Annotated in this window: 16 protein-coding genes; 12 read left to right on the top strand and 4 right to left on the bottom strand. The window is 48.8% G+C overall.

Annotated elements, in window-relative coordinates; all coding sequences use genetic code 11:
• Positions 1 to 138: 138 nt before the first annotated feature.
• Together AC0MA3_RS08140 and AC0MA3_RS08135 are read left to right on the top strand one after the other, a co-directional pair.
• The gene (locus AC0MA3_RS08140; protein WP_474655798.1) at positions 139 to 1,635 is read left to right on the top strand and encodes a DUF5605 domain-containing protein; all 1,497 of its coding nucleotides are present in this window, start codon (positions 139 to 141) and stop codon (positions 1,633 to 1,635) included.
• A gap of 13 nt (positions 1,636 to 1,648) precedes the next feature.
• Positions 1,649 to 2,683: a Gfo/Idh/MocA family protein gene (locus tag AC0MA3_RS08135; RefSeq protein WP_474655797.1), complete on the top strand. Its 1,035-nt coding sequence runs from the start codon at positions 1,649 to 1,651 to the stop codon at positions 2,681 to 2,683.
• 116 nt (positions 2,684 to 2,799) lie between these two features.
• Here the strand turns inward: AC0MA3_RS08135 and AC0MA3_RS08130 are convergent, their stop codons facing one another.
• Positions 2,800 to 4,545 (bottom strand): alpha-glycosidase, encoded by a 1,746-nt coding sequence (locus AC0MA3_RS08130; RefSeq protein ID WP_474655796.1) that lies wholly within the window; start codon positions 4,543 to 4,545, stop codon positions 2,800 to 2,802.
• 930 nt (positions 4,546 to 5,475) lie between these two features.
• On the opposite strand from AC0MA3_RS08130, the gene AC0MA3_RS08125 reads away from it, so the two are divergent.
• From AC0MA3_RS08125 to AC0MA3_RS08095, 7 genes are all read left to right on the top strand, one after another.
• Entirely contained in the window at positions 5,476 to 6,813 is a 1,338-nt protein-coding gene (locus AC0MA3_RS08125) for a sugar ABC transporter substrate-binding protein (protein WP_379160689.1), read from the top strand.
• Positions 6,814 to 6,926: 113 nt separating this feature from the next.
• Complete coding sequence (locus AC0MA3_RS08120) at positions 6,927 to 8,240, top strand: carbohydrate ABC transporter permease (RefSeq protein WP_474655795.1); 1,314 nt, start codon at positions 6,927 to 6,929, stop codon at positions 8,238 to 8,240.
• On the top strand, positions 8,237 to 9,085 hold the full coding sequence (locus AC0MA3_RS08115; RefSeq protein ID WP_379160695.1) for a sugar ABC transporter permease: 849 nt from the start codon (positions 8,237 to 8,239) through the stop codon (positions 9,083 to 9,085). Before AC0MA3_RS08120 ends, AC0MA3_RS08115 begins: the two co-directional genes overlap by 4 nt.
• A 202-nt stretch (positions 9,086 to 9,287) precedes the next feature.
• The gene (locus tag AC0MA3_RS08110) at positions 9,288 to 11,342 is read left to right on the top strand and encodes a methyl-accepting chemotaxis protein (RefSeq protein ID WP_474655794.1); all 2,055 of its coding nucleotides are present in this window, start codon (positions 9,288 to 9,290) and stop codon (positions 11,340 to 11,342) included.
• Between the two features lie 193 nt (positions 11,343 to 11,535).
• Positions 11,536 to 12,492 (top strand): AraC family transcriptional regulator, encoded by a 957-nt coding sequence (locus AC0MA3_RS08105; RefSeq protein WP_474655793.1) that lies wholly within the window; start codon positions 11,536 to 11,538, stop codon positions 12,490 to 12,492.
• 98 nt (positions 12,493 to 12,590) lie between these two features.
• On the top strand, positions 12,591 to 14,096 hold the full coding sequence (melA, locus tag AC0MA3_RS08100) for an alpha-galactosidase (RefSeq protein ID WP_474655792.1): 1,506 nt from the start codon (positions 12,591 to 12,593) through the stop codon (positions 14,094 to 14,096).
• A gap of 94 nt (positions 14,097 to 14,190) precedes the next feature.
• The gene (locus tag AC0MA3_RS08095) at positions 14,191 to 15,087 is read left to right on the top strand and encodes a stalk domain-containing protein (protein ID WP_474655791.1); all 897 of its coding nucleotides are present in this window, start codon (positions 14,191 to 14,193) and stop codon (positions 15,085 to 15,087) included.
• Between the two features lie 67 nt (positions 15,088 to 15,154).
• On the opposite strand, the gene yhbH is transcribed toward AC0MA3_RS08095, so the two are convergent.
• Positions 15,155 to 16,315: a sporulation protein YhbH gene (gene yhbH, locus AC0MA3_RS08090; RefSeq protein ID WP_379160934.1), complete on the bottom strand. Its 1,161-nt coding sequence runs from the start codon at positions 16,313 to 16,315 to the stop codon at positions 15,155 to 15,157.
• A 208-nt stretch (positions 16,316 to 16,523) separates the two neighbouring features.
• Between yhbH and AC0MA3_RS08085 the strand changes: the two genes are divergently transcribed.
• A complete protein-coding gene (locus AC0MA3_RS08085; RefSeq protein ID WP_474655790.1) occupies positions 16,524 to 17,462 on the top strand; it encodes an RAD23 family protein in 939 nt (312 codons plus the stop codon).
• Between the two features lie 110 nt (positions 17,463 to 17,572).
• Here AC0MA3_RS08085 and AC0MA3_RS08080 read toward each other — a convergent pair whose 3' ends face one another.
• Entirely contained in the window at positions 17,573 to 17,974 is a 402-nt protein-coding gene (locus tag AC0MA3_RS08080) for a hypothetical protein (RefSeq protein ID WP_474655789.1), read from the bottom strand.
• Between the two features lie 175 nt (positions 17,975 to 18,149).
• Between AC0MA3_RS08080 and AC0MA3_RS08075 the strand changes: the two genes are divergently transcribed.
• Complete coding sequence (locus tag AC0MA3_RS08075; RefSeq protein WP_379160717.1) at positions 18,150 to 18,527, top strand: DUF423 domain-containing protein; 378 nt, start codon at positions 18,150 to 18,152, stop codon at positions 18,525 to 18,527.
• 105 nt (positions 18,528 to 18,632) lie between these two features.
• On the opposite strand, the gene AC0MA3_RS08070 is transcribed toward AC0MA3_RS08075, so the two are convergent.
• The gene (locus tag AC0MA3_RS08070; protein ID WP_379160720.1) at positions 18,633 to 19,157 is read right to left on the bottom strand and encodes a hypothetical protein; all 525 of its coding nucleotides are present in this window, start codon (positions 19,155 to 19,157) and stop codon (positions 18,633 to 18,635) included.
• A gap of 220 nt (positions 19,158 to 19,377) precedes the next feature.
• On the opposite strand from AC0MA3_RS08070, the gene AC0MA3_RS08065 reads away from it, so the two are divergent.
• Positions 19,378 to 19,680: a YunC family protein gene (locus AC0MA3_RS08065; RefSeq protein ID WP_474655788.1), complete on the top strand. Its 303-nt coding sequence runs from the start codon at positions 19,378 to 19,380 to the stop codon at positions 19,678 to 19,680.
• Positions 19,681 to 19,715: the final 35 nt, after the last annotated feature.

Below are 19,715 nucleotides of genomic sequence, written 5' to 3'. Positions count from 1 at the left end.
GTATTTTTTATTTTGTTTAGTTATTGTTTAGTTAAATGTTTTGCTTTGTTTCTTTTTTTAGTAGTGTCGTTTAGTAATCGGTTTTGGGTTTGATTTACTTTTTATTCGTAGCAAAAGTTGAAGGGAGGAGTTGATGTTATGACGGATAGACAAGAGAAGGTCTCCATTATGATCCCGGATAAAGTGTCCAAATGGGGAGTGTGTGAAATTGTACTGCATGAAGGACCTGTACAGGGCAATCCTTTTGTGGATGTTACCTTACAAGCAGCATTTACTGAGGGCGGACACACTATTCAGAGCCCTGGGTTCTATGATGGGGAAGGTGTATACCGCATCCGATTTATGCCTGATAGAGAAGGCGAGTGGTCGTTCAGAACCAGCAGCACGGAGCACACTCTTGACGGAATTGAAGGGGGATTTGAATGTGTAGCTGCCGACACAGGGAATCATGGGCCGGTTCGTGTTAAACATACCTTTCATTTTGCCTATGAGGATGGAACCCCTTATTTTCCGGTCGGCACTACATGCTATGCCTGGACCCATCAGGGAGAGGAGATGGAACAGGAGACACTAGCAACCTTGGAAGCGAGTTCATTCAACAAACTGAGAATGTGCGTGTTCCCTAAGTCGTACTGCTACAACACTAATGAGCCGATATACTATCCATTCGAAGGTTCGATTGAACAGGGCTGGGATTACACCAGATTTCATCCGGCCTTCTTTAGGCATCTTGAGGAACGGATTGTCAATCTTGGCGATCTTGGCATAGAGGCTGACTTGATACTGTTTCACCCCTATGACCGCTGGGGATTTGCTGATATGGGCAAGGAAGCAGATGACCGGTATCTCCGTTATATTGTGGCAAGACTATCGGCTTATCGGCATATTTGGTGGTCACTTGCGAATGAATACGATTTCATGGAGAATAAAACCGCTGAGGATTGGGAACGGTTCGCTCAAATAGTAACAGACAATGACCCTTACGGGCACTTGATCTCCAACCACAACGGTATCCAATTTTACGACTATCATCAGCCTTGGGTGACGCATTGCAGTATACAACGTATTGACGTATACAAGACAGCAGAGAATACAGGGGAATGGAGAAACCAATGGAATAAGCCAGTAGTGATCGATGAATGTGCATATGAAGGCAATATGGAACACGGTTGGGGGAACATTACCGGAGAAGAAATGGTCCGTCGCTTCTGGGAAGGATATATTCGCGGAGGATATGTTGGCCATGGGGAGACGTATCTGCATCCGGAGGATAAAATTTGGTGGGCCAAAGGTGGTCAGCTTTACGGAACCAGTCCAGAGCGTATAGCATTTCTGCGCCGTGTTATGAATGAGGGGCCGGCAGACGGCCTGAACCCGTTGCCTTCCGATTGGGATCTGCCCCGGGCCGGGATTGAAGATGAATACTACCTGTTCTACTTCGGTTTCAATCAGCCCAAGTTCCGCGAGTTCAAGATGAAACCAGGCATCCGCTATCAAGTTGAACTGCTCGATACTTGGAACATGACTGTTGACAAGCTGGAGGGCAGCTATGAGGGCCATTTCCAGATCGATCTGCCTGGGCGGATGTACATGGCACTCAGGATGACTCGTCTGGAAGATGCCGGCGGCCGGTAGAGAGGTGACGGATATGTGGAAAATTGGTGTGGTAGGCGCGGGATATTGGTCTGATATGCATTTGAAAGCGTGGAAGCGTATTCCAGGTGTTCAGATTCAAGGACTGTGTGATCTGGATACGCTTAAGCTGCAAAAGAAGGCAGAGGTCTATGGTCTTTCTGCCGATAAACTCTACGTCAGCTTAGATAATATGCTGGCTAACGCTGATGTCGACGTAATTGATCTTATTACTGCACCGGATACTCACCCGGAATTAGTAAGCCGAGCGGTTCAAGCGGGTAAGCATGTCATGTGCCAGAAGCCTTTTGCCCGTTCTGTAGAGGAAGCCAGATATATGGTAGAAGCTTCTAAGGCCGCGAATGTACGGCTTATGGTCACAGAGAATTGGCGCTGGCTGCAGCCGTTCCAGAAAATCAAACAAATGCTTGATGACGGTGTAGCGGGTAACTTGAACACGATCCGTTACATCCATACTGATTATTATTCCCCGCGCTTTGCACCGGACAATGAGCTTCCGCAACCGTTTTTTCGGGAGATGCCCAAGATGCTGTTCTATGAAATGGGGGTTCATTGGTATGACACCTGGCGTTATCTGTTTGGGGACCCCAAACGGCTGTATGCCGAAACCAGACGAATCAGCCCTTATATCAAGGGGGAGGATGCGGGACTGATAACTCTGGGATATGATAATTATATGGGATTAATGGATATGAGCTGGGCTACGCGGCAAAACCTGCCGGAGAAGTTAACAACCCCGGTGCTTCCCAAACACCAGGAGCAACTGGTTATTGAGGGTGATAAGGCAACGGTGAAGCTATACAGCAACGGCACCATCAGTGTGATTGACCACCATGGCACCGAAGTCAAGGTTTCGGAGAACAACAGCCTCGATTTTGAAGAAAGCCATTACCGCCTGCAATCGCATTTCATCCATTGTCTGAACACGGGCGAGGAATTTCAGACCAGCGGAGAAGACAACATAAAGACGCTGGAGCTTGTATTTGAAACTTACAGGAGTGCAAATGAGCATAGGGTTATTCATTTTTGATAGCCTATCAGACATACAGAAGGGGTTGTCCCATAAGTTGGGACAGCCCCTTCTATTTCTGTGGTTTGATAAGCTAGGTCAGTCGAATTCATGACTCTTATAGCTGTCTTGTGCTTTTACAATAACGCCTTAAGCACGGCATACCCGTAGGCAGGCAGTTTGATCGACAGCTTGTTCCGCTCCGCTCGCAGTGCCTCGCCAGTGAATAAGTTCTCCCAATTGCGGTCCTCCACATCCAGGCGGAAAGTTTGCGCTGTCTCCTCTGTGTTGACCAGTACCAGGATAATGTCGTCTCCCAGACGGCGTTCATAGGCCAGCTTGGTGCCCTGCGGTCCAGCTTCAAGGAAGGTGAAAGATCCGGTGCGAAGTGCAGGATGACTGCTGCGGATTTCTATTAGCTTGCGGTAGTAGCTGAATAAGTCCAGATCCTGATTCTCAGGGTTCCACTCCATGCATTTGCGGCAGCCTGGATCACCCTCACCGTCCATCCCGATCTCATCACCATAATAAATGCAAGGTGTGCCCATGAATGTGAACTGGAACAACGAGGCGAGCTTTTGCTTGTTCTTATCGCCTTCAGCCAGGGTTAACAGGCGCGGTGTGTCATGGCTGTCCAAGAGGTTAAAGGCCACTTCGCTGGCTTGCAGCGGGTAGCGGGAAAGCTGTTTGCCAATGGCGTTGGCAAAGCCTTCGGCATCAAGTGTGCCATAGACGAAGAAGTCGAGCACCGCATCGGTGAACGGGTAGTTCATTACCGCATCGAATTTGTCGCCTTCCAGCCAAGGGGCAGATTCATGCCAGATTTCACCCAGGATATAGGCATCCGGATTGGCTTTTTTGACCACTTTGCGGAAGTCACGCCAGAACTCATGATCTACCTCGTTCGCTACATCAAGCCGCCAGCCGTCAATGTGGGCTTCGGTGATCCAGTATTCCGCGACTTTCAGCAAATATTCCTTTACAGCGGGATTCTCGGTGTTCAGCTTCGGCATCAGGGGCTCGAATGCAAAAGCATCATAAGTCGGAATATTGTTCACTACCTGCAGCGGGAATTCACGGATATGGAACCAATCTTTATAAGGGGAAGCTTCACCCTTTTCAAGTACATCCACAAACGGGGCAAAGGTTCGGCCTGAATGGTTAAACACCGCATCAAGCAGCACGCGAATCCCGCGTTCGTGGCAGGCGGCGACCAGTTTTTTGAGCGTCTCTACATCTCCGAAGTGCGGATCCACAGACATATAGTCTTCCGTATCATATTTGTGGTTGGTGGTGGCGGTAAAGATCGGCGTGAAGTAGATCCCGGTAATACCAAGCTCGCTTAAATGGTCCAGATGGTCGATAACCCCTTGCAGATCGCCGCCGAAGAAGTTCTCGGGTGTAGGCGTACCGCCCCAGGGCTGTACATTATCCGGATTACGGCTGGCATCGCCATTCGCAAACCGTTCAGGGAAGATTTGATAAAAGATGGCGTCCTTCACCCAAGCCGGCGGAGAAAAGACGTCACCACGGTTTATGTAGGGAAATTCAAACAGACGGTTGGGATTGGAAGGGCGTTCGGTCTGGAAATCACTTTCAGTCATCCATATGCGTTCATGTCCTTTTTGCAGCAGAAATCCATATTTGAGCCGGCGGTGCGGAGGTACCGAAGAGCATTCCCAATAGTCAAACATCGCATCTGAGGTAAAAAGAGTCATTGGGATCAGTTCCTTGGTGGCATCCCAGGCATACTTGTCTCCGGCCCAGGCGAACACCTCGGTTAAATCCCCTTTTTTAGCGCGCAGGCGCAGATGAATCGTCTCGTGATCATAAGCATAAGACCAGTTTAACCGCGGACGGTGGTAGACAGCTTCAAGTAACATTCATAATTCCTCCTAAAAGTTTTGTGAGCATGGCATCCTTGAACAGCTTCGAACAAAACTGGCTCCGAAAGCACACGCTAAGTTTTGTGAGCATGGCATCCTTGAACAGCTTCGAACAAAACTGGCCTCGGAAGCACACACTAAGTTTTGTGAGCATAGGTAACCTACGGGGAAATTCCGGCCAAAGGAGCCGCAGACCGCTCGTAGATGTACGAATGCTTAACGCCAATTAATATCCATAAAAAGTAAAAAGCAAGAAAATGCTTCGTTTATGCTTGTTGCACACTTTTTATGCCTTATTGCACAAACGTTCCGTTCTCTGCCCATAACAAAGAGGCACAACCGCCGCCGGGTAGCTTGTCCGAGGTTGTACCTTTTTTAAAGTAACATTGCCTTTTGGTTGTAAGAATTGAAAGGGCAGCAGTGATGACTGGCAGAGAAGGTCGGGCTGTTAATAATGTTTTGGATTATAGCATGGAATAATTATGGGTTCAATACTTTAGTTCAAACCATTGCACAAAATGTCGGAACGCGGAAAACCGGTTTTCTTTTGGATTATATAAGTATAAATACCTAATTATAACCAATTATTTCGATAAAAAACCTTCAAATCATAATATTTTAGAAATGAATCACTGTAAAACGGAAAAAACATGAGTTTTCTTTTGAAAAAGAGAGGAAACCGGTTTTTTTATATTAAAAACGCAGAAATTCGCTTGAATATACGCTGTGCAAACGTTTTTACTATTAACATTCCTGTTGTATTATGAAATAGGAAATAAAGCGCTTTCTAGAACTTGTTGAAGCGTATATAGAAGGGGTATCAACGAATACATACATTTTTTTTGAATCCCCTGAAATCGTTTGCGCAAGATCTGGATTTCATCGTAAGCGTGAGGCAAGATACACAAATTAGGAGGGGTTTAAGCAATGGAATTGAAAAAGCTCATGGTTCTCACCGCAGCGTTCTCTATGGCAGTATCCATTACGGCGTGCGGTTCTAACAACAATGGGAATAACGGGGGAAATGCTGCGGCAACCAATGCACCAGCAGATAACGCTACAGCTACTAATGCTGCTACAAATAGCGGCAACACTGCGGCAACAACTGATATTACACCTGAAGATGGCGCATCCCTGGTTGTGTGGGAGAGTAAAGAAGAAAGACCTTTTGCCGAAGAAATCGCCAAGCAATTTACAGCTAAATATAATGTTCCCGTGAAAATTGAAGAGGTAGCACCACCAGATCAGGTCGGCAAGCTCACACAGGATGGCCCATCCGGCCTGGCTGCAGACGTAGTGCTGATCCCGCATGACAATCTGGGTAAAGCTGCAAGCGCGAGCCTGCTGCTCCCTAATGATATTTTTGCCGAGCAGACCAAAGCAGACAACACAGAGGCTTCCATCGTAGGCTCCTCTTACGGCGGCGAGCTGTACGGGTACCCGAGAGCGGCAGAAACCTATGCCCTTTATTACAACAAATCGCTAGTCAAAGAAGCTCCTAAAACCTTCGATGACGTGATTACCTTCAGCAAAACCTTCACAGACAAAGCCAAGAACAGATACGGCATTATGTGGGAAGTCGGCAACATGTACTTTAACTATCCCTTCATCGCCACTACTGGCGGTTACCTGTTTGGTAAAGACGGCACAGACAAAGACGATATCGGCCTGAACAGCGATGCTGCAATTGAAGGTCTGAAAACTTACGTCAAATTGAAAGAAATCCTGCCCATTAAGAGCGGTGATATCAATGCCGACATCAAACGCAGTTTGTTCGGCTCCGGCGATGTTGCCATGGATATTAATGGTCCTTGGGAGCTTGCGGGATACAAAGAAGCGCTTGGCGACAAGCTGGGTATCGCTCCAGTTCCAACCATTGACGGCAAACCGGCAATTACATTCTCCGGTATCAAAATTTTCGGTGTCAACGCATACTCGCAATATCCGAACGCTGCGAAACTATACGCACACTTTGCTTCTAGCAAGGATTCACAGCTTCTGCTCAATAAATTGATCGGTGCTGTTCCGACCAATAACGAAGCGCTGAAGGATGCGCAAATTACAGGTGATCCGTTCATCTCCGCTTTTGCTGAGCAGGCTAAGAACTCCCAGCCAATGCCATCGATCCCTGAGATGGGCAATGTATGGAGCCCTGTGAATGCTGCACTTCCGGAAATCTGGGATAACAATGCTGACCCTAAAGCGGCTATGGACAAAGCAGTACAGCAGATCAAGGACCTCAATAACGGTTCAACCGCCAAGTAAGAGAGTCTTCAATCAGCCAAACAATAGCACATAGTGGAATCAACTCGCCCGCCGCTCCAAGTAGCGGCGGGCGAGTTTCCTGAATTCCGCACGGAGAGGAGAACGGAAGGGAAATGCAGCGACACCGCAGCAGAGCCGCAATACTGTCGACCATTTTTATGGGATTGGGACAAATATATAACCGCCAATTCATTAAAGGGCTTATTTTTATAGCCGTAGAGGCTGGAGCTCTGGTCTATTTCATAGCTAATTTGGGTAGAGCCTTTTGGGGGATTACAACCCTGGGGGATTCTCCAAGCCATCTGGAAAAGGTTAAGGGAATCGCTAAAATGGTGCCCGGGGACCATTCCATCGTTATTTTGATCGAAAGTTTGATTACCCTGTTGTTTTTTGTGTTATTCCTGATTGGCTGGTACATGAATATTAAGGATGCCCATAAAATCGGAGAAGAACGCGAAACCGGTCGTCCTTCGAATACATTCAAGCAATCTGTACGCTATATTCTGGATTACAAGTTTGCCCAGAGCTTTTTGCTGATTCCGGGTATCGGTATTTTGTTCTTCACAATCATGCCGATTATTTTTATGATCATGCTGGCCTTCACGAACTATGCCGCACCGGATCATATTCCGCCGGCTAGGCTGGTCGACTGGGTAGGCTTTCAAACTTTCCGCAACCTGCTGGTCCTCAAATCATGGAGCCATACCTTTTACGGAGTACTTACCTGGACCATTATCTGGGCGGTTCTATCCACCATTACTACTTACTTCGGCGGGCTGCTTGTCGCTCTGCTGATTAACCAAAAAGGTATCCGCTTCAAGGGTCTGTGGAGACTGATTCTGATAGTGCCTTATGCGATCCCGCAGATGATATCCCTGCTGCTTATGCGCAATCTGTTCAACGGGCAGTTCGGTCCGATCAACCAGTATCTCGGTTATTTCGGGCTGGGAGGGCTGCCATGGCTGACGGATCCGTTCTGGGCCAAGGCTACGGTCATTATCGTTAATATGTGGGTCGGGATTCCGGTTTCCATGCTGCTGATTATGGGCGTGTTGACGACAATCCCGCGTGATATGTACGAAGCAGCCGAAGTAGACGGGGCTACCAACTATCAGAAGTTCCGGATTATTACGCTGCCGATGATACTGTTCTCCACTGCACCAACGCTGATCATGCAATTTGCCGGCAATATCAACAACTTCAATGCGATTTACCTGCTGACTGCGGGCAATCCGGTCAACGGAAATTACCAGTATGCCGGATCAACGGACCTGCTGGTAACCTGGCTGTACAAGTTGACGCTGGACCAGAACAAAAATAATATGGCTTCCGCGATAGGTATTATACTCTTCATAATTGTCGCCGGGTTCTCCCTGTACAATTACCGCCGGACCAAATCATTTAAAGAGGAGGATATGATTCAATGATCATCGGACGCAAGCTTGCGAACTTTGTTCGCTTAAGCCTCAGTTATATCATTCTCGTTGCGCTGGCGATTGCTGCGATCTATCCGGCACTCTGGATTCTGCTCGCATCCTTCCGGCCCGGTAAATCCCTGTACAGCAAGACCCTGATTCCTGAACACTTCACGCTTAGCCACTATAAGGAACTGTTTACTTCACCCGTCTATATGTTCGGAACCTGGTATGCTAATACGCTCAAGATTGCCGTGTTCTCCATGCTGATCGGTGTGATATTGACACTCCTGACGAGTTACGCTCTTTCCAGATTTCGTTTCAAGAGCCGTAAGACTACCATGTCGACCCTGCTCATTCTCGGAATGTTCCCGGGTTTCATGAGTATGATTGCAATCTATTTGCTGCTCAAAGAATTCCATCTGCTGGATACGCATATGGCACTGATTATCGTCTATGCGGCAGGAGCGCCGCTTGGCGGAACGCTGATCGCCAAAGGCTTCCTTGACACCATTCCACGATCGCTGGATGAAGCGGCGCGGATTGACGGAGCCAGCAATTTCGGGATTTTTGCCCGGATTATTCTTCCGCTCTCCCGGCCGATGATCACCTATATGGCACTTACTCAATTCGTCGGTCCTTGGGTGGATTTCATCTTTGCCAAGCTGATTCTGCGGACGAAGGAGAACTGGACGGTCGCCGTCGGTATGTGGGATATGGTGAATACGATGCAGAATTCGAATTTCACCCTGTTCGCAGCGGGGGCTGTACTGATATCCGTACCGATTATGATTCTGTTCGGTTTCCTCCAGCGGTTGCTCGTTGACGGTTTGACCGCAGGTGCAAGCAAAGGATAGTTGTCTTGTGTGATTGTGAATTATTGAAACAAGGGGTACAGCCTTTATGTTGTCTATTAAGGGCTGTATCTTTATTTAATATAGAAGAGTTTATATGTGTTGCACTATAAATTATCCTTCTATTTCTCGCTGAAACGGATATCGTCCTTAGAAAAAGGGCGACAAAGCGGGTTCTACTTGTTGCATGAGGAGAGAGTGTGTAATGAAACGACCGCTTCATTTACGATTTAGATCGGTAGGCATTAAGCTGTTCGTCATTTTGTTCTGTACGATTGTGGTACTATCCTCGGTTTTGGGCCTAACCTCATATTATGCCGCTAAAGGCATTATCACTGATCAGGTTGCTGCTGCATCCTCACAGTCCATTGTGCAGGCTGCAGACAAGCTGGACTTTTTATTTGCCGAGTATGAAGCACTCTCCCGGCAGTTTGCTGTGGATTCTATTTTAAAAGCAGATATGGAGACGGTGAACCGTCCGGGAGCCGGAACCGTCGCCAAAGTTGCGGCTGAGGACCGGATCCGACGCAAGCTGGACTCGGTGAAGGGCTCGGATGAACGGATGATGGGCATCCGGCTTATCTCCAAAAGCCTAGTAGATGCCGAATCGTACAAGTCGACAGGTATTAGTGCTGTCCGCAGCGATGAAGGCATCCTGGCCAGAGTGAAGCAGATCGATGAAGCCAAAGGCAATCCCGTCTGGTTCCCGGTAAGGGCCAAAGGCTTCTTCGATGCCTATGACCAGTCTTCATTGACGATGGGCAGGCTATTGCGGAATATACAGCATCCCGAGGCTGAGTATTATATGCTGATTGAGATCAAGGGCCAGGCGCTTACGGATATGCTCGCCAATCTCCATATCGGGCTTGCCGGAGAGATCCGCATTCTGGACCCGGCAGGAAGTATTGTGTACGGAGCGGACAACAAGCTGCTTGGTGAGTCCTCATACATACACCCTGAAACAGAACTGGCGCAGGGACAGCTTCATTCATTTACAAGCAGCAATGAGCAGGGGGCATCACAACTGGTGGTCTATCAGCCGCTGGATACAGCTAAGTGGACTCTGATGGGATATGCTCCGGTCAGTGACTTTACCAAATCTGCGGACAAGCTGCTCTATATTACGCTGTTGGTTGTCCTCGCTGCAGCTGTGATTGCACTGCTGATCGGCTACCTGCTGGTCCGCCAGATTGGGCGCCCGCTGGGCAAGCTTGCCCGTCTGATGGAGGAAGGCGAGCAAGGTAATCTCCAGGTGCGTACCAGCTTCAAAGGTCAGGATGAGATTGGCCGGCTGGGCCATAGTTTCAACAAGATGATGGAGCAGATCTCCCTTTTGGCAGGCCAGAGCGGAAGTTCAGCGGCTCAGGTACTGGCTACCTCGGAACAGTTAGTGAACGCTTCCGGTGCGACATCCACCCATGCGAGAGAAGTGGCGGCCGCTACAGGAGAGATTGCCCGCGGTGCAGCCAGCCTGGCTCTTGAAGCAGAGAACAGCAACCGCAACGTGGAAAGGATGAATCTCCAGATCAAGGAAGTGAAGGAGATAAATCAGGCCATGGATACATCGGCGGAGAAGGTAATCACGGTCAGCGACCAGGGAGCGGAGCTGATGAAGGCGCTGGTTGCCCAGAGCGAATCTACTGCGCGGATGATGGATTTGATTCAGGAAAATTCCATAAGGCTGAGAGAAAGCACACTTCTGATCCGGAGCATTCTTACCCCGATGGTCGCCGTGAATAAGCAGACGAATATTCTGGCGCTCAATGCCTCTATAGAAGCCGTTAGAGCCGGAGCAGCCGGAAGAGGTTTCATAGTGATTGCGGACGAAATCCGCGGACTGGCCAACCAATCCAACCAGTCGATCGCTTCTGTGGCCACAATCACTGAAGAGATCAGCAGGCATATAGAAAATACGGTTCAGGTTGTGGGGGAGACAGCGCCTCTTTTTCGTGAGCAGATTGCATCTGTACGGGAATCCTCTATTATATTTGAAGGTGTCCGGACAGAAATGGAACAGTTTATCGGATATTTGAATGAGTCGTCGGCCTCGATCGCTTCACTGACAGAATGCCAGCAGCTGCTCGGTGAATCCATGGCCAGCGTGCATGCGGTAGTCCAGCAGACCAGTGCCTCGACGGAGGAAGTGGCCTCCATGTCCTCGCAGCAGTTCATCGTGAGCGAGGAACTGGTCGCTCTATCCGGCAAGCTGGAGGCACTGGCTGAGGAGTTGAAGCTGTCTCTGGTTTCTTTTCAGGGATAATCTGGATAGAAAATAGCCCCTGCGTTCCGAGTCATCGGCGGCGCGGGGGTTTTTGGCATGGACTGCTTCCTGTTGTACGTATCCGCTCCTTGTCCCGGGGAGGTTCAAGGGATACACTTGTCCTATATAGAAGGAATCGAGAAGTTTTGCAGGGTGAAATAAGAATTCTGCAGACAGAAAGGAGGGGATTTGCTTGCCGGAATTAAATGGTAGCCTGTTTCAGCAGGCTTTGCTGGAAGGGCATTATGGGCCGCATTTTTTTGCCTACTATTATAAGCAATGGAATTCATATACGATGGCGCATCATCAGCATAATTGGACGGAGATCATGTATCTAATCTCGGGAAGCTGTGTGGTCGATGTACAACAGGGTGTGAATGAGGAACGTATCCGCTTGAAAAGAGGAGAATTAATTATACTCGATGCCAATGTGCCGCACCGGCTGATTGTGGAAGAGGGAACATCGTGCCGAATGCTGAATGTTGAATTTGGGTTCACACCCTCCAAGGGGGCATCCCTTTCCATCTCCAGACTGGCTGAGGAGGAGCCGGATCTGGCAGAATTGCTACGTGTGCCCTTCTGCAGTCTGGTGCTGCCGGACCCCGAAGAGATATTTCGTGTACTTAAATCGCTAGTATTGGAGCTGGACCAGCAAGGTGGTGACGGAGAAGCGCAAAAGACGGGACAAGGGAGCATAATGATCGGTCTGCTGTTCGCCGAGCTGCTGCTGCGCCTCTCCAGACTACGGAGGGAACAGATACAGGCCACCCAGCAGCCCTCGCAGGTTTATGTGCGGCGCGCGATTGAATTTCTGCATCAGAACTATGACCGCAGTATCCAGGTCAAAGAGGTTGCTGCCGAGGTCAGTCTGCATCCAGGGTATTTACAACGCATCTTCCGGGCGCATACGGGACGGACACTGACGGACTATCTGAATATGCTGCGTATGGAGAAGGCAAAGATGCTCCTCGGACAGAGCGAAGTTCCTGTTGCGGAAATTGCCGACTACGTGGGGATCAGCAGCAGGCAGTATTTTCATCTCCTGTTCAAGAAGTACACCCTTTGTACACCGGTGGAGTACCGTAATGCGATGGAACGGTTATCATGGGGGGATTATCAACCGGTGTCGACGACAAGTGAGGATTGTTGACAGTTCATCAGTAAAATGGTCGTGATATTGATAACGCTTCCCGCAGCCTCCTTGCTACAATGAACAGGAATAATTCATTCATTGGGAGGATGATGGCAATGTCTTTTAAAGTAGCTTTTATTGGAGCAGGCAGTATAGGTTTTACACGGGGATTGCTGCGTGACCTGCTGACGGTACAGGAATTTAAGGAGATTGAAGTCTCCTTTATGGATATTAATCCTCTCAACTTGCAGATGGTCACCGAGCTGTGTCAGCGGGATATCCGGGAGAACGGCCTGAATATCACAATCTCGCCTACGACAGACCGCAGAGAAGCACTTAAGGATGCGAAGTACGTATTTTGTACTATTCGTATGGGAGGGCTTGAAGCTTTTGCGACCGATGTGGATATTCCGCTGAAGTATGGTGTGGACCAGTGCGTGGGTGATACCTTATGTGCAGGCGGAATCATGTACGGGCAGCGCGGGATTGCCGAGATGCTGGAGATATGCCGTGACATCCGGGAGGTAGCTGCGCCCGATGTGCTGCTGCTCAATTACTCCAATCCCATGGCCGTGCTGACCTGGGCTTGCAATAAATACGGGGGTGTGAAGACCATTGGGCTCTGCCACGGAGTGCAGCATGGGCATCAGCAGATTGCTGAGGTCTATGGGCTGGAGAAATCTGAGGTGGATATCATATGTGCAGGGATCAATCACCAGACCTGGTATATCTCAGCCAAGCATAAAGGCAGGGATCTGACCGCAGGACTACTGGAAGCTTTTGAAAAGCACCCTGAATTCAGCCGGACGGAAAAGGTGCGGATCGATATGCTGCGCCGCTTCGGCTATTACAGCACTGAGTCTAATGGACATTTAAGCGAATATGTTCCGTGGTACCGCAAGCGAAGCAGCGAAATTATGGACTGGATCGACCTGGGCAGCTGGATCAACGGAGAAACCGGGGGATACTTACGGGTCTGCACAGAAGGGCGCAACTGGTTCGAGACTGATTTTCCTAATTGGATGAAGGACCCGGCGCTGGAATACACGGCTGAGCACCGCGGCGAAGAGCATGGCTCCTATATTATTGAAGGATTGGAGACGGGCAGAGTATATAGAGGCCACTTTAATACCGTCAATAACGGTATCATTGGTAATCTGCCGGATGATGCCATTATTGAAGCGCCGGGGTACGTCGATCATAACGGCATCTCGATGCCGGTGGTAGGGGAACTACCGCTTGGGCTTGCTGCTGTGTGCAATGTCAGCATTTCTGTGCAACGTCTGGCAGTTGAGGCTGCGGTGCATGGCGATGATAAGCTGCTGCGTCAAGCCTTCATGATGGACCCGCTGGTCGGAGCCGTCTGCAATCCGAAGGAAATCTGGCAGATGGTCGATGAGATGCTGGTTGCCGGGGAGCAGTGGCTACCGCAGTATGGTGCTGCGATTGCTGAAGCGAAGGCTCGCCTTGCTTCCGGTAATCTCGTACCGACGATGGCTGATAACGCCGGGGCTGCACGGCTGAAGGTGAAGTCTGTGGACGAGATGATGAAGGATCGTGAATCCGCAAATAAGAACGCTGGTGAATCCGACAAGGGTAAGGATAGAGAGAAGGCTAATTAGGACTTCAAAGGAATTACATGCAAGTTGACGATAAAGTAGAAAGGGTGATTTTAATTAAAATGGGGGTATAAGGTATTTAATGAAGAATTTAAATATGAGTAAGATTGCAATGCTCTTTCTGGCCTTCGTTCTGACAGTTATGTCTTTGGGTCCGGCAGCAGCCTCCGCAGCGGCAGCAAACGTGAAGACGATCCGAGTCTTCGTCCAGAGCGAGGAAATCCATCCGAAGGCTGCTCCTATCGTGCAAGGGGGCAGAGTGTACATCGAGTTCCGCAGTGTTGTGCTGGCTTTAGGATTCAAGTTCAACTACGATGCGGCCAAAAAGATGATCACAGCAGATTTGAAGGATACTTCCTATAAGATTGATCTTAAATCGGGGAAGACCTTTCTTAACGGCCGTGAATTTACCTACAGTAAAGATGCTCCAATGATACTGGGTTCCGGAGCCAATGTAATGGTTATGAATCATTTGTTCAATGCTACTTCCAATATCAGAATGAATTATGATGCCGTTCATAAAAATATTGATGTCTACCAGATTGAAGCAGAGTCTCCTGATGATCTCTCCCTTGCCAATAAGGGAGCGGCTGTTCCGGATGCCGACAAGGTAGCCATCTATACATTGCTTGATAAATATATACAAGCAATGAACAATGAGGATGCACTGGCGCTCATGGCGGTGGATCGCTCTCCAGAAGCATATTATATCAATCGAAATCTGAGCAAAGATCAGGTCAAGCAGCTGCTGGAATACAACTTTCTCAAACACGAACTGAAGTATACCAAGAAGCAGGCGACCGTTGTCTCATATGGACCGAATAAGGCCACAGTCTATTTTGTTTATACTGTCCGTGACAAGGATGATAAAAGTTCAGTGATAGAACTATTTTATTATCTTAAATCGGTTGTCAAGGCCTCCGATGGCAAATGGTATCTGGATAACAAGGGGGATACTGTGCTGCATGGTGAGCTTTTATTAAGTGACGAATAACTGTCATATTGTTCAAAAGGATATCGACAGCAAAAGACCTCCACCTTTCCGGGTGGAGGTCTTTTGCTCATTGTACGGCGTTCTTTTTGCCAAAAAAAGTCTTCAGTGCCTGATACACTTCCTTCTTGTCTTTGATCACATAGTGCATGAACTGCTCCTGCTTCAGATGCCGGTATGCGGACATCAGCGTGCTGCTGCGGTTGTATTGGTTAACCTCTCCGTAACCGAACATGTTGCTGCGTTTCAGTAGCTCCCCGATCAGCTTGACACACCGTTCATTATCGGAGGTAAGGTTGTCGCCGTCAGAGAAGTGGAAGGGGTAGATATTGTATTTGGAGGGCGGATAACGGCTATCGATAATGTCCAGCGCCTTCTGGTAGGCTGAGGAGCAGATGGTTCCCCCGCTCTCACCGCGGGTGAAGAAGTCATGCTCGCTAACCTCTTTGGCTTCTGTGTGGTGTGCCACGAACACAATGTCCACCTTCTCGTACTGGCGGCGCAGGAAGCGGGTCATCCAGAAGAAGAAGCTGCGGGCGCAGTATTTTTCAAAAGTGCCCATGGACCCGGAAGTATCCATCATCGCAATAATAACGGCATTAGAGTGAGGCACCGTGATATCGTCCCAGGTTTTGTAGCGCAGATCGTCTGGGCTGATGCTATGGATGCCTGGCTTGCCACGGCTGGCATTGCGGCGCAGGTTCTCAAGCAGGGTGCGTTTTTTGTCTATGTTGGACATCATGCCTTTTTTGCGGATATCGTTGAAGACGATGGATTTGACCTCAATCTCTTCTTGTGTCTTGGGGGCAAGATGAGGAAGTTCCATATCCTCGAACAAGATGTCTTCCAGATCTTCCAGATCGACTTCCGCTTCAACCGTATCCTGACCGGGCTGATCGCCTGCTTTGTCGCCTTTACCCGGCTGGGCGGATTGGGAATCGCGGCCAAGCACGTCCCCGACTTGACTTTCGCCGTCGCCTTGACCGACGTGTTTTTGCTTGCGAAAGTTGTAAATAATCCGGTATTCATCCAGGCTGCGGATAGGGACCTTTACGATTTGTTTGCCGTCGGACATAATAATATTTTCTTCCGTCACGAGATCGGGCAGATTATCCTTAATGGCTTCCCGGACCTTCTGCTGATGACGTTCCTGATCCTGATGGCCTTTGCGGTGAAGGGACCAGTCTTCTTTGGATACGACAAACGTGTAATGACCGGATGAATGCGGCAGGATGACCACCTCCCATGGAATATAATCGGTACAGGCACAAGCGGTAACTGAAGGGCAGGTTGTAACTAAAGTATATTCATGAGGCTTAGGGATATGTGAATGGAACGGCCGTTAAGTTTATGCAACCCGGGGGAAGGGTTATTCGTTTATAAGAGTAAGCCTTGCCAGGCGATTCGATTACCGATTCACCAAAGAGGAGGCAGTCAACATGAAATCACCACGTGCACTACCTGTTCTGGCGGCAACTGCTGTATTATTACTGGCGATAACCGCATGCAGTGACAATACCCCGGCTGAGGCTCCGGTAGAGCCATCGGCCACCGCTTCTGCCTCTCCGGCACAGAACACGGCATCACCGTCGCCAAGCCCTGTGGCTGAACCCAGTTCATCTCCCGCAACTGAACCTGTTTCATCTCCTGTAGGGGACGCGCACACGATTCACGGTACAGGGATCTACGTCGGACAGATCGACAATCATTCGGTAGAGATCAAGACAGAAGAAGGGGCAACATCATTTGAGCTTGGCGCGGGGCTGGAAAAGTCCCTGGAGTCTTTGAATATGGATGATCCTGTAGTCTTCGAATATGTGGAGCGCAGTGTAGAAGGGGATTCATCCATTTCGCAGCGCGTGCTGTCGAAGCTGGAGAAGTCTGCGGAGAGCGGAAGCACAGCGCCTTCTACCAGTGAACTCCCCAAGACGAGGACATTCAAGCTGACGCTGGAGGGTATGGAGGAAGAAAAGACGGCAACCCTGGCTACTGGAGCGGGCTACTCGCTCTATGTATTCGATATCTTCACTTTTGATGCGAAGACCGGTAAATTGGCAATGAAAGTCGATCCGGGATATTACGCTGAGATTACCAAGCTGCCCTCAGACTTCAATCTCGATGCTCTTCAAAAGGAGGGTGAAAAGGAACTCTCCTCCACTGGCAAAGTAGCTGCTCTCGATCAACAGGAACGTGACCGGCGGATGACCGGCATCCGGCTCTATCTAACTGCCATGGGGTCAGGTCTGACCCGCGAGTATGTGGTGAAGGAAATGGACGGGCAGGGATATATCATCAAGCTGAACATCCCGCAGCGTGAAGCTTCCGAGGGTTTCGGACCGCATGTCTACACTTCGCTGGATAGTCTGGTAAGCCGTTAATCCTGTTCCAGGCTGCAGTTTGCAGTAGGCGATATACTAAAAAGGCCGCTTCCGTTAGACCGGAGCGGCTTCTTCGTTGGAATGGGCGGCGGTCTCAAAATATTGAAGCCTTAGGCTGAACCGGCATTAACGAGTACTGTGGCAATCATCAGCATGAACAGCAGCAGAATAACTCCATTAATAATAGTCCCGATAACAGCATAAACCTTGCGGCGCTTACGGAGGGTGAGTCCGATTATGCCAATGACAGTCCCGATCACATTTACCGCAGCCAGTACGAGGACAGACATCCCCAGATAAAAGATAGACTCTGCAGAATTGGTAATAAAAGAGTCGCTTCCTCCTGTGACAGAAGAGGCGTTAACACCTACAACAACGAAGGTGATAATGTAGCCGGCAAACGTAATGAGGGCGATAATAAACGAGGCGATTCCCGGGCCGGAATGTTTGAGATCCCGATAACTTGCTTCATCCAAGGCTTGTTCTTCTTTTGGCAGAGAATAATCGTCCATGCACGGCACTCCTTGTATCCTATTTGATATAAAAGATGCTTCATACCCACTTTTCCATAAGATGGCGGCAAAAGCAAGTCTTGTTTGTATACCCTTCCAATGTTGCTGCTGCTGGAAATAAACAGCCCGGTTACGGTAAGATAGGGACAAGTTCAATTGAAGGAGCTGTGAATCCATGCAACGAAGATTTATCGCCTTTGGAGCCTTGCTGGTTATGCTGTCTGTCGGCATAGGAGCGTTCGGAGCGCATCTGCTTAAAAATTCAATTAGTGAGGACTACCTGAAGGTCTACGAGACGGGCGTACATTATCACATGATTCATGCACTGGGGCTAATTTTAATTGGGCTGGTCGCGGGACAATGGGGGGAGAGCTCGCGTCTGCGCTGGGCGGGAAGACTGCTGACGCTGGGAATCCTTTTCTTCTCCGGCAGCTTGTATGTCCTGAGCATTACCGGTATTAAGGTGCTTGGAGCGATCACTCCTATCGGCGGGGTATGCTTTATTGCCGGATGGATTTGTCTGGCCTGGGAAGCTTTTTCCCGAAAAGATTGAAGAACATTCAAAGCATAAGAACCCACATCAACAAACAAGCACCTGACCCGAAGGTTATCTTCTAGGTTAGGTGCTTGTTTGTCTGGTGTCACAGCCATTGATGTATTACGAAAATTCGTCAATCTCATTGAGCTGGAAAGTATACACTTGCTTCTCATCCACATGATACACACTGAGTGTATTAGCGGTTTCATCAAAATTCAGTATACGGCAGGGCATGGACACTTGTTTGCCGTGCCGGTTAGCACGGAGCCGGACCAGTTGGTTATTTTGAATGTATAGTCTGATTTTACCGTACGCATCCGCAGGGGTTGCTGCAGGTTTGTCTGCGGGAACATTCTTGGATTGGGGCTTCTCCGCTTGTTTACCTGTTTGCTTTACTGGCAATTTTAAAGGTTCTTGAGCAACAGCTGCGGGTTCCTGCTTCAGTGCTAGCTTTGCGGACCGGAGAAGAGAGTCAATCGTTCTTCCAAGCTCAAGACCTGAGTTAATGTTGAAATCTGTTATTTTCCCGTTGCCGTTCAACATTTCAAGCAAGTATTGCAGGGCAAGCGGGTTAGTACGGGCGTTGATCAGGATGTCGACATTAAATAAATAGTTGCCGTCCGTGTGTTGTAGTTTCTTGTCCATAAATCCCCCAGCTTTGTCAGTAGACACTATTCAAAATATTAATTTAAAAGTATATAAACTATACCATTAATTCATGAATAAGCATATACCTCGTTATTGAGAAATTAGGACTATTGACCATATTTTAACAGAGGATATAGTCCTCCGTCCACACACTGATCCCAAATATAGCATACACATACATCGTGATGGAGGATCAAGAACAAGGAGGTTAGGCGGGTTGGTTACAATGGAACCTATGGTCGTTGGTGGTCATGTAATGATTGGTGTTGAAGTGAAGCTTCCGAAGACAACACTGCTGTCAATCAGCACGGATAAAGGGTATATCATGTGCGGAGCGCTAGATGTGGGCCTGCTCAATGACAAGCTTAGTGACCGCGGCATTATAGCAGCCCGGGCTGTTGGAGTTCGTACGTTGCCACAGCTTCTGGCTGCACCTTTGGAGTCCGTAACCATAGAAGCAGAGAAGCTGGGGATTGTGCCTGGAATGAGTGGGGCGGAAGCTTTGCTTCTTATGCTGTAAAAGATTTTCTGGCAGTTGTGTGCTTCAAAAGAGAG

The sequence above is a fragment of the Paenibacillus sp. LS-5 genome, assembly GCF_056121505.1.
This window is presented reverse-complemented; position numbering and strand designations above follow the sequence as displayed.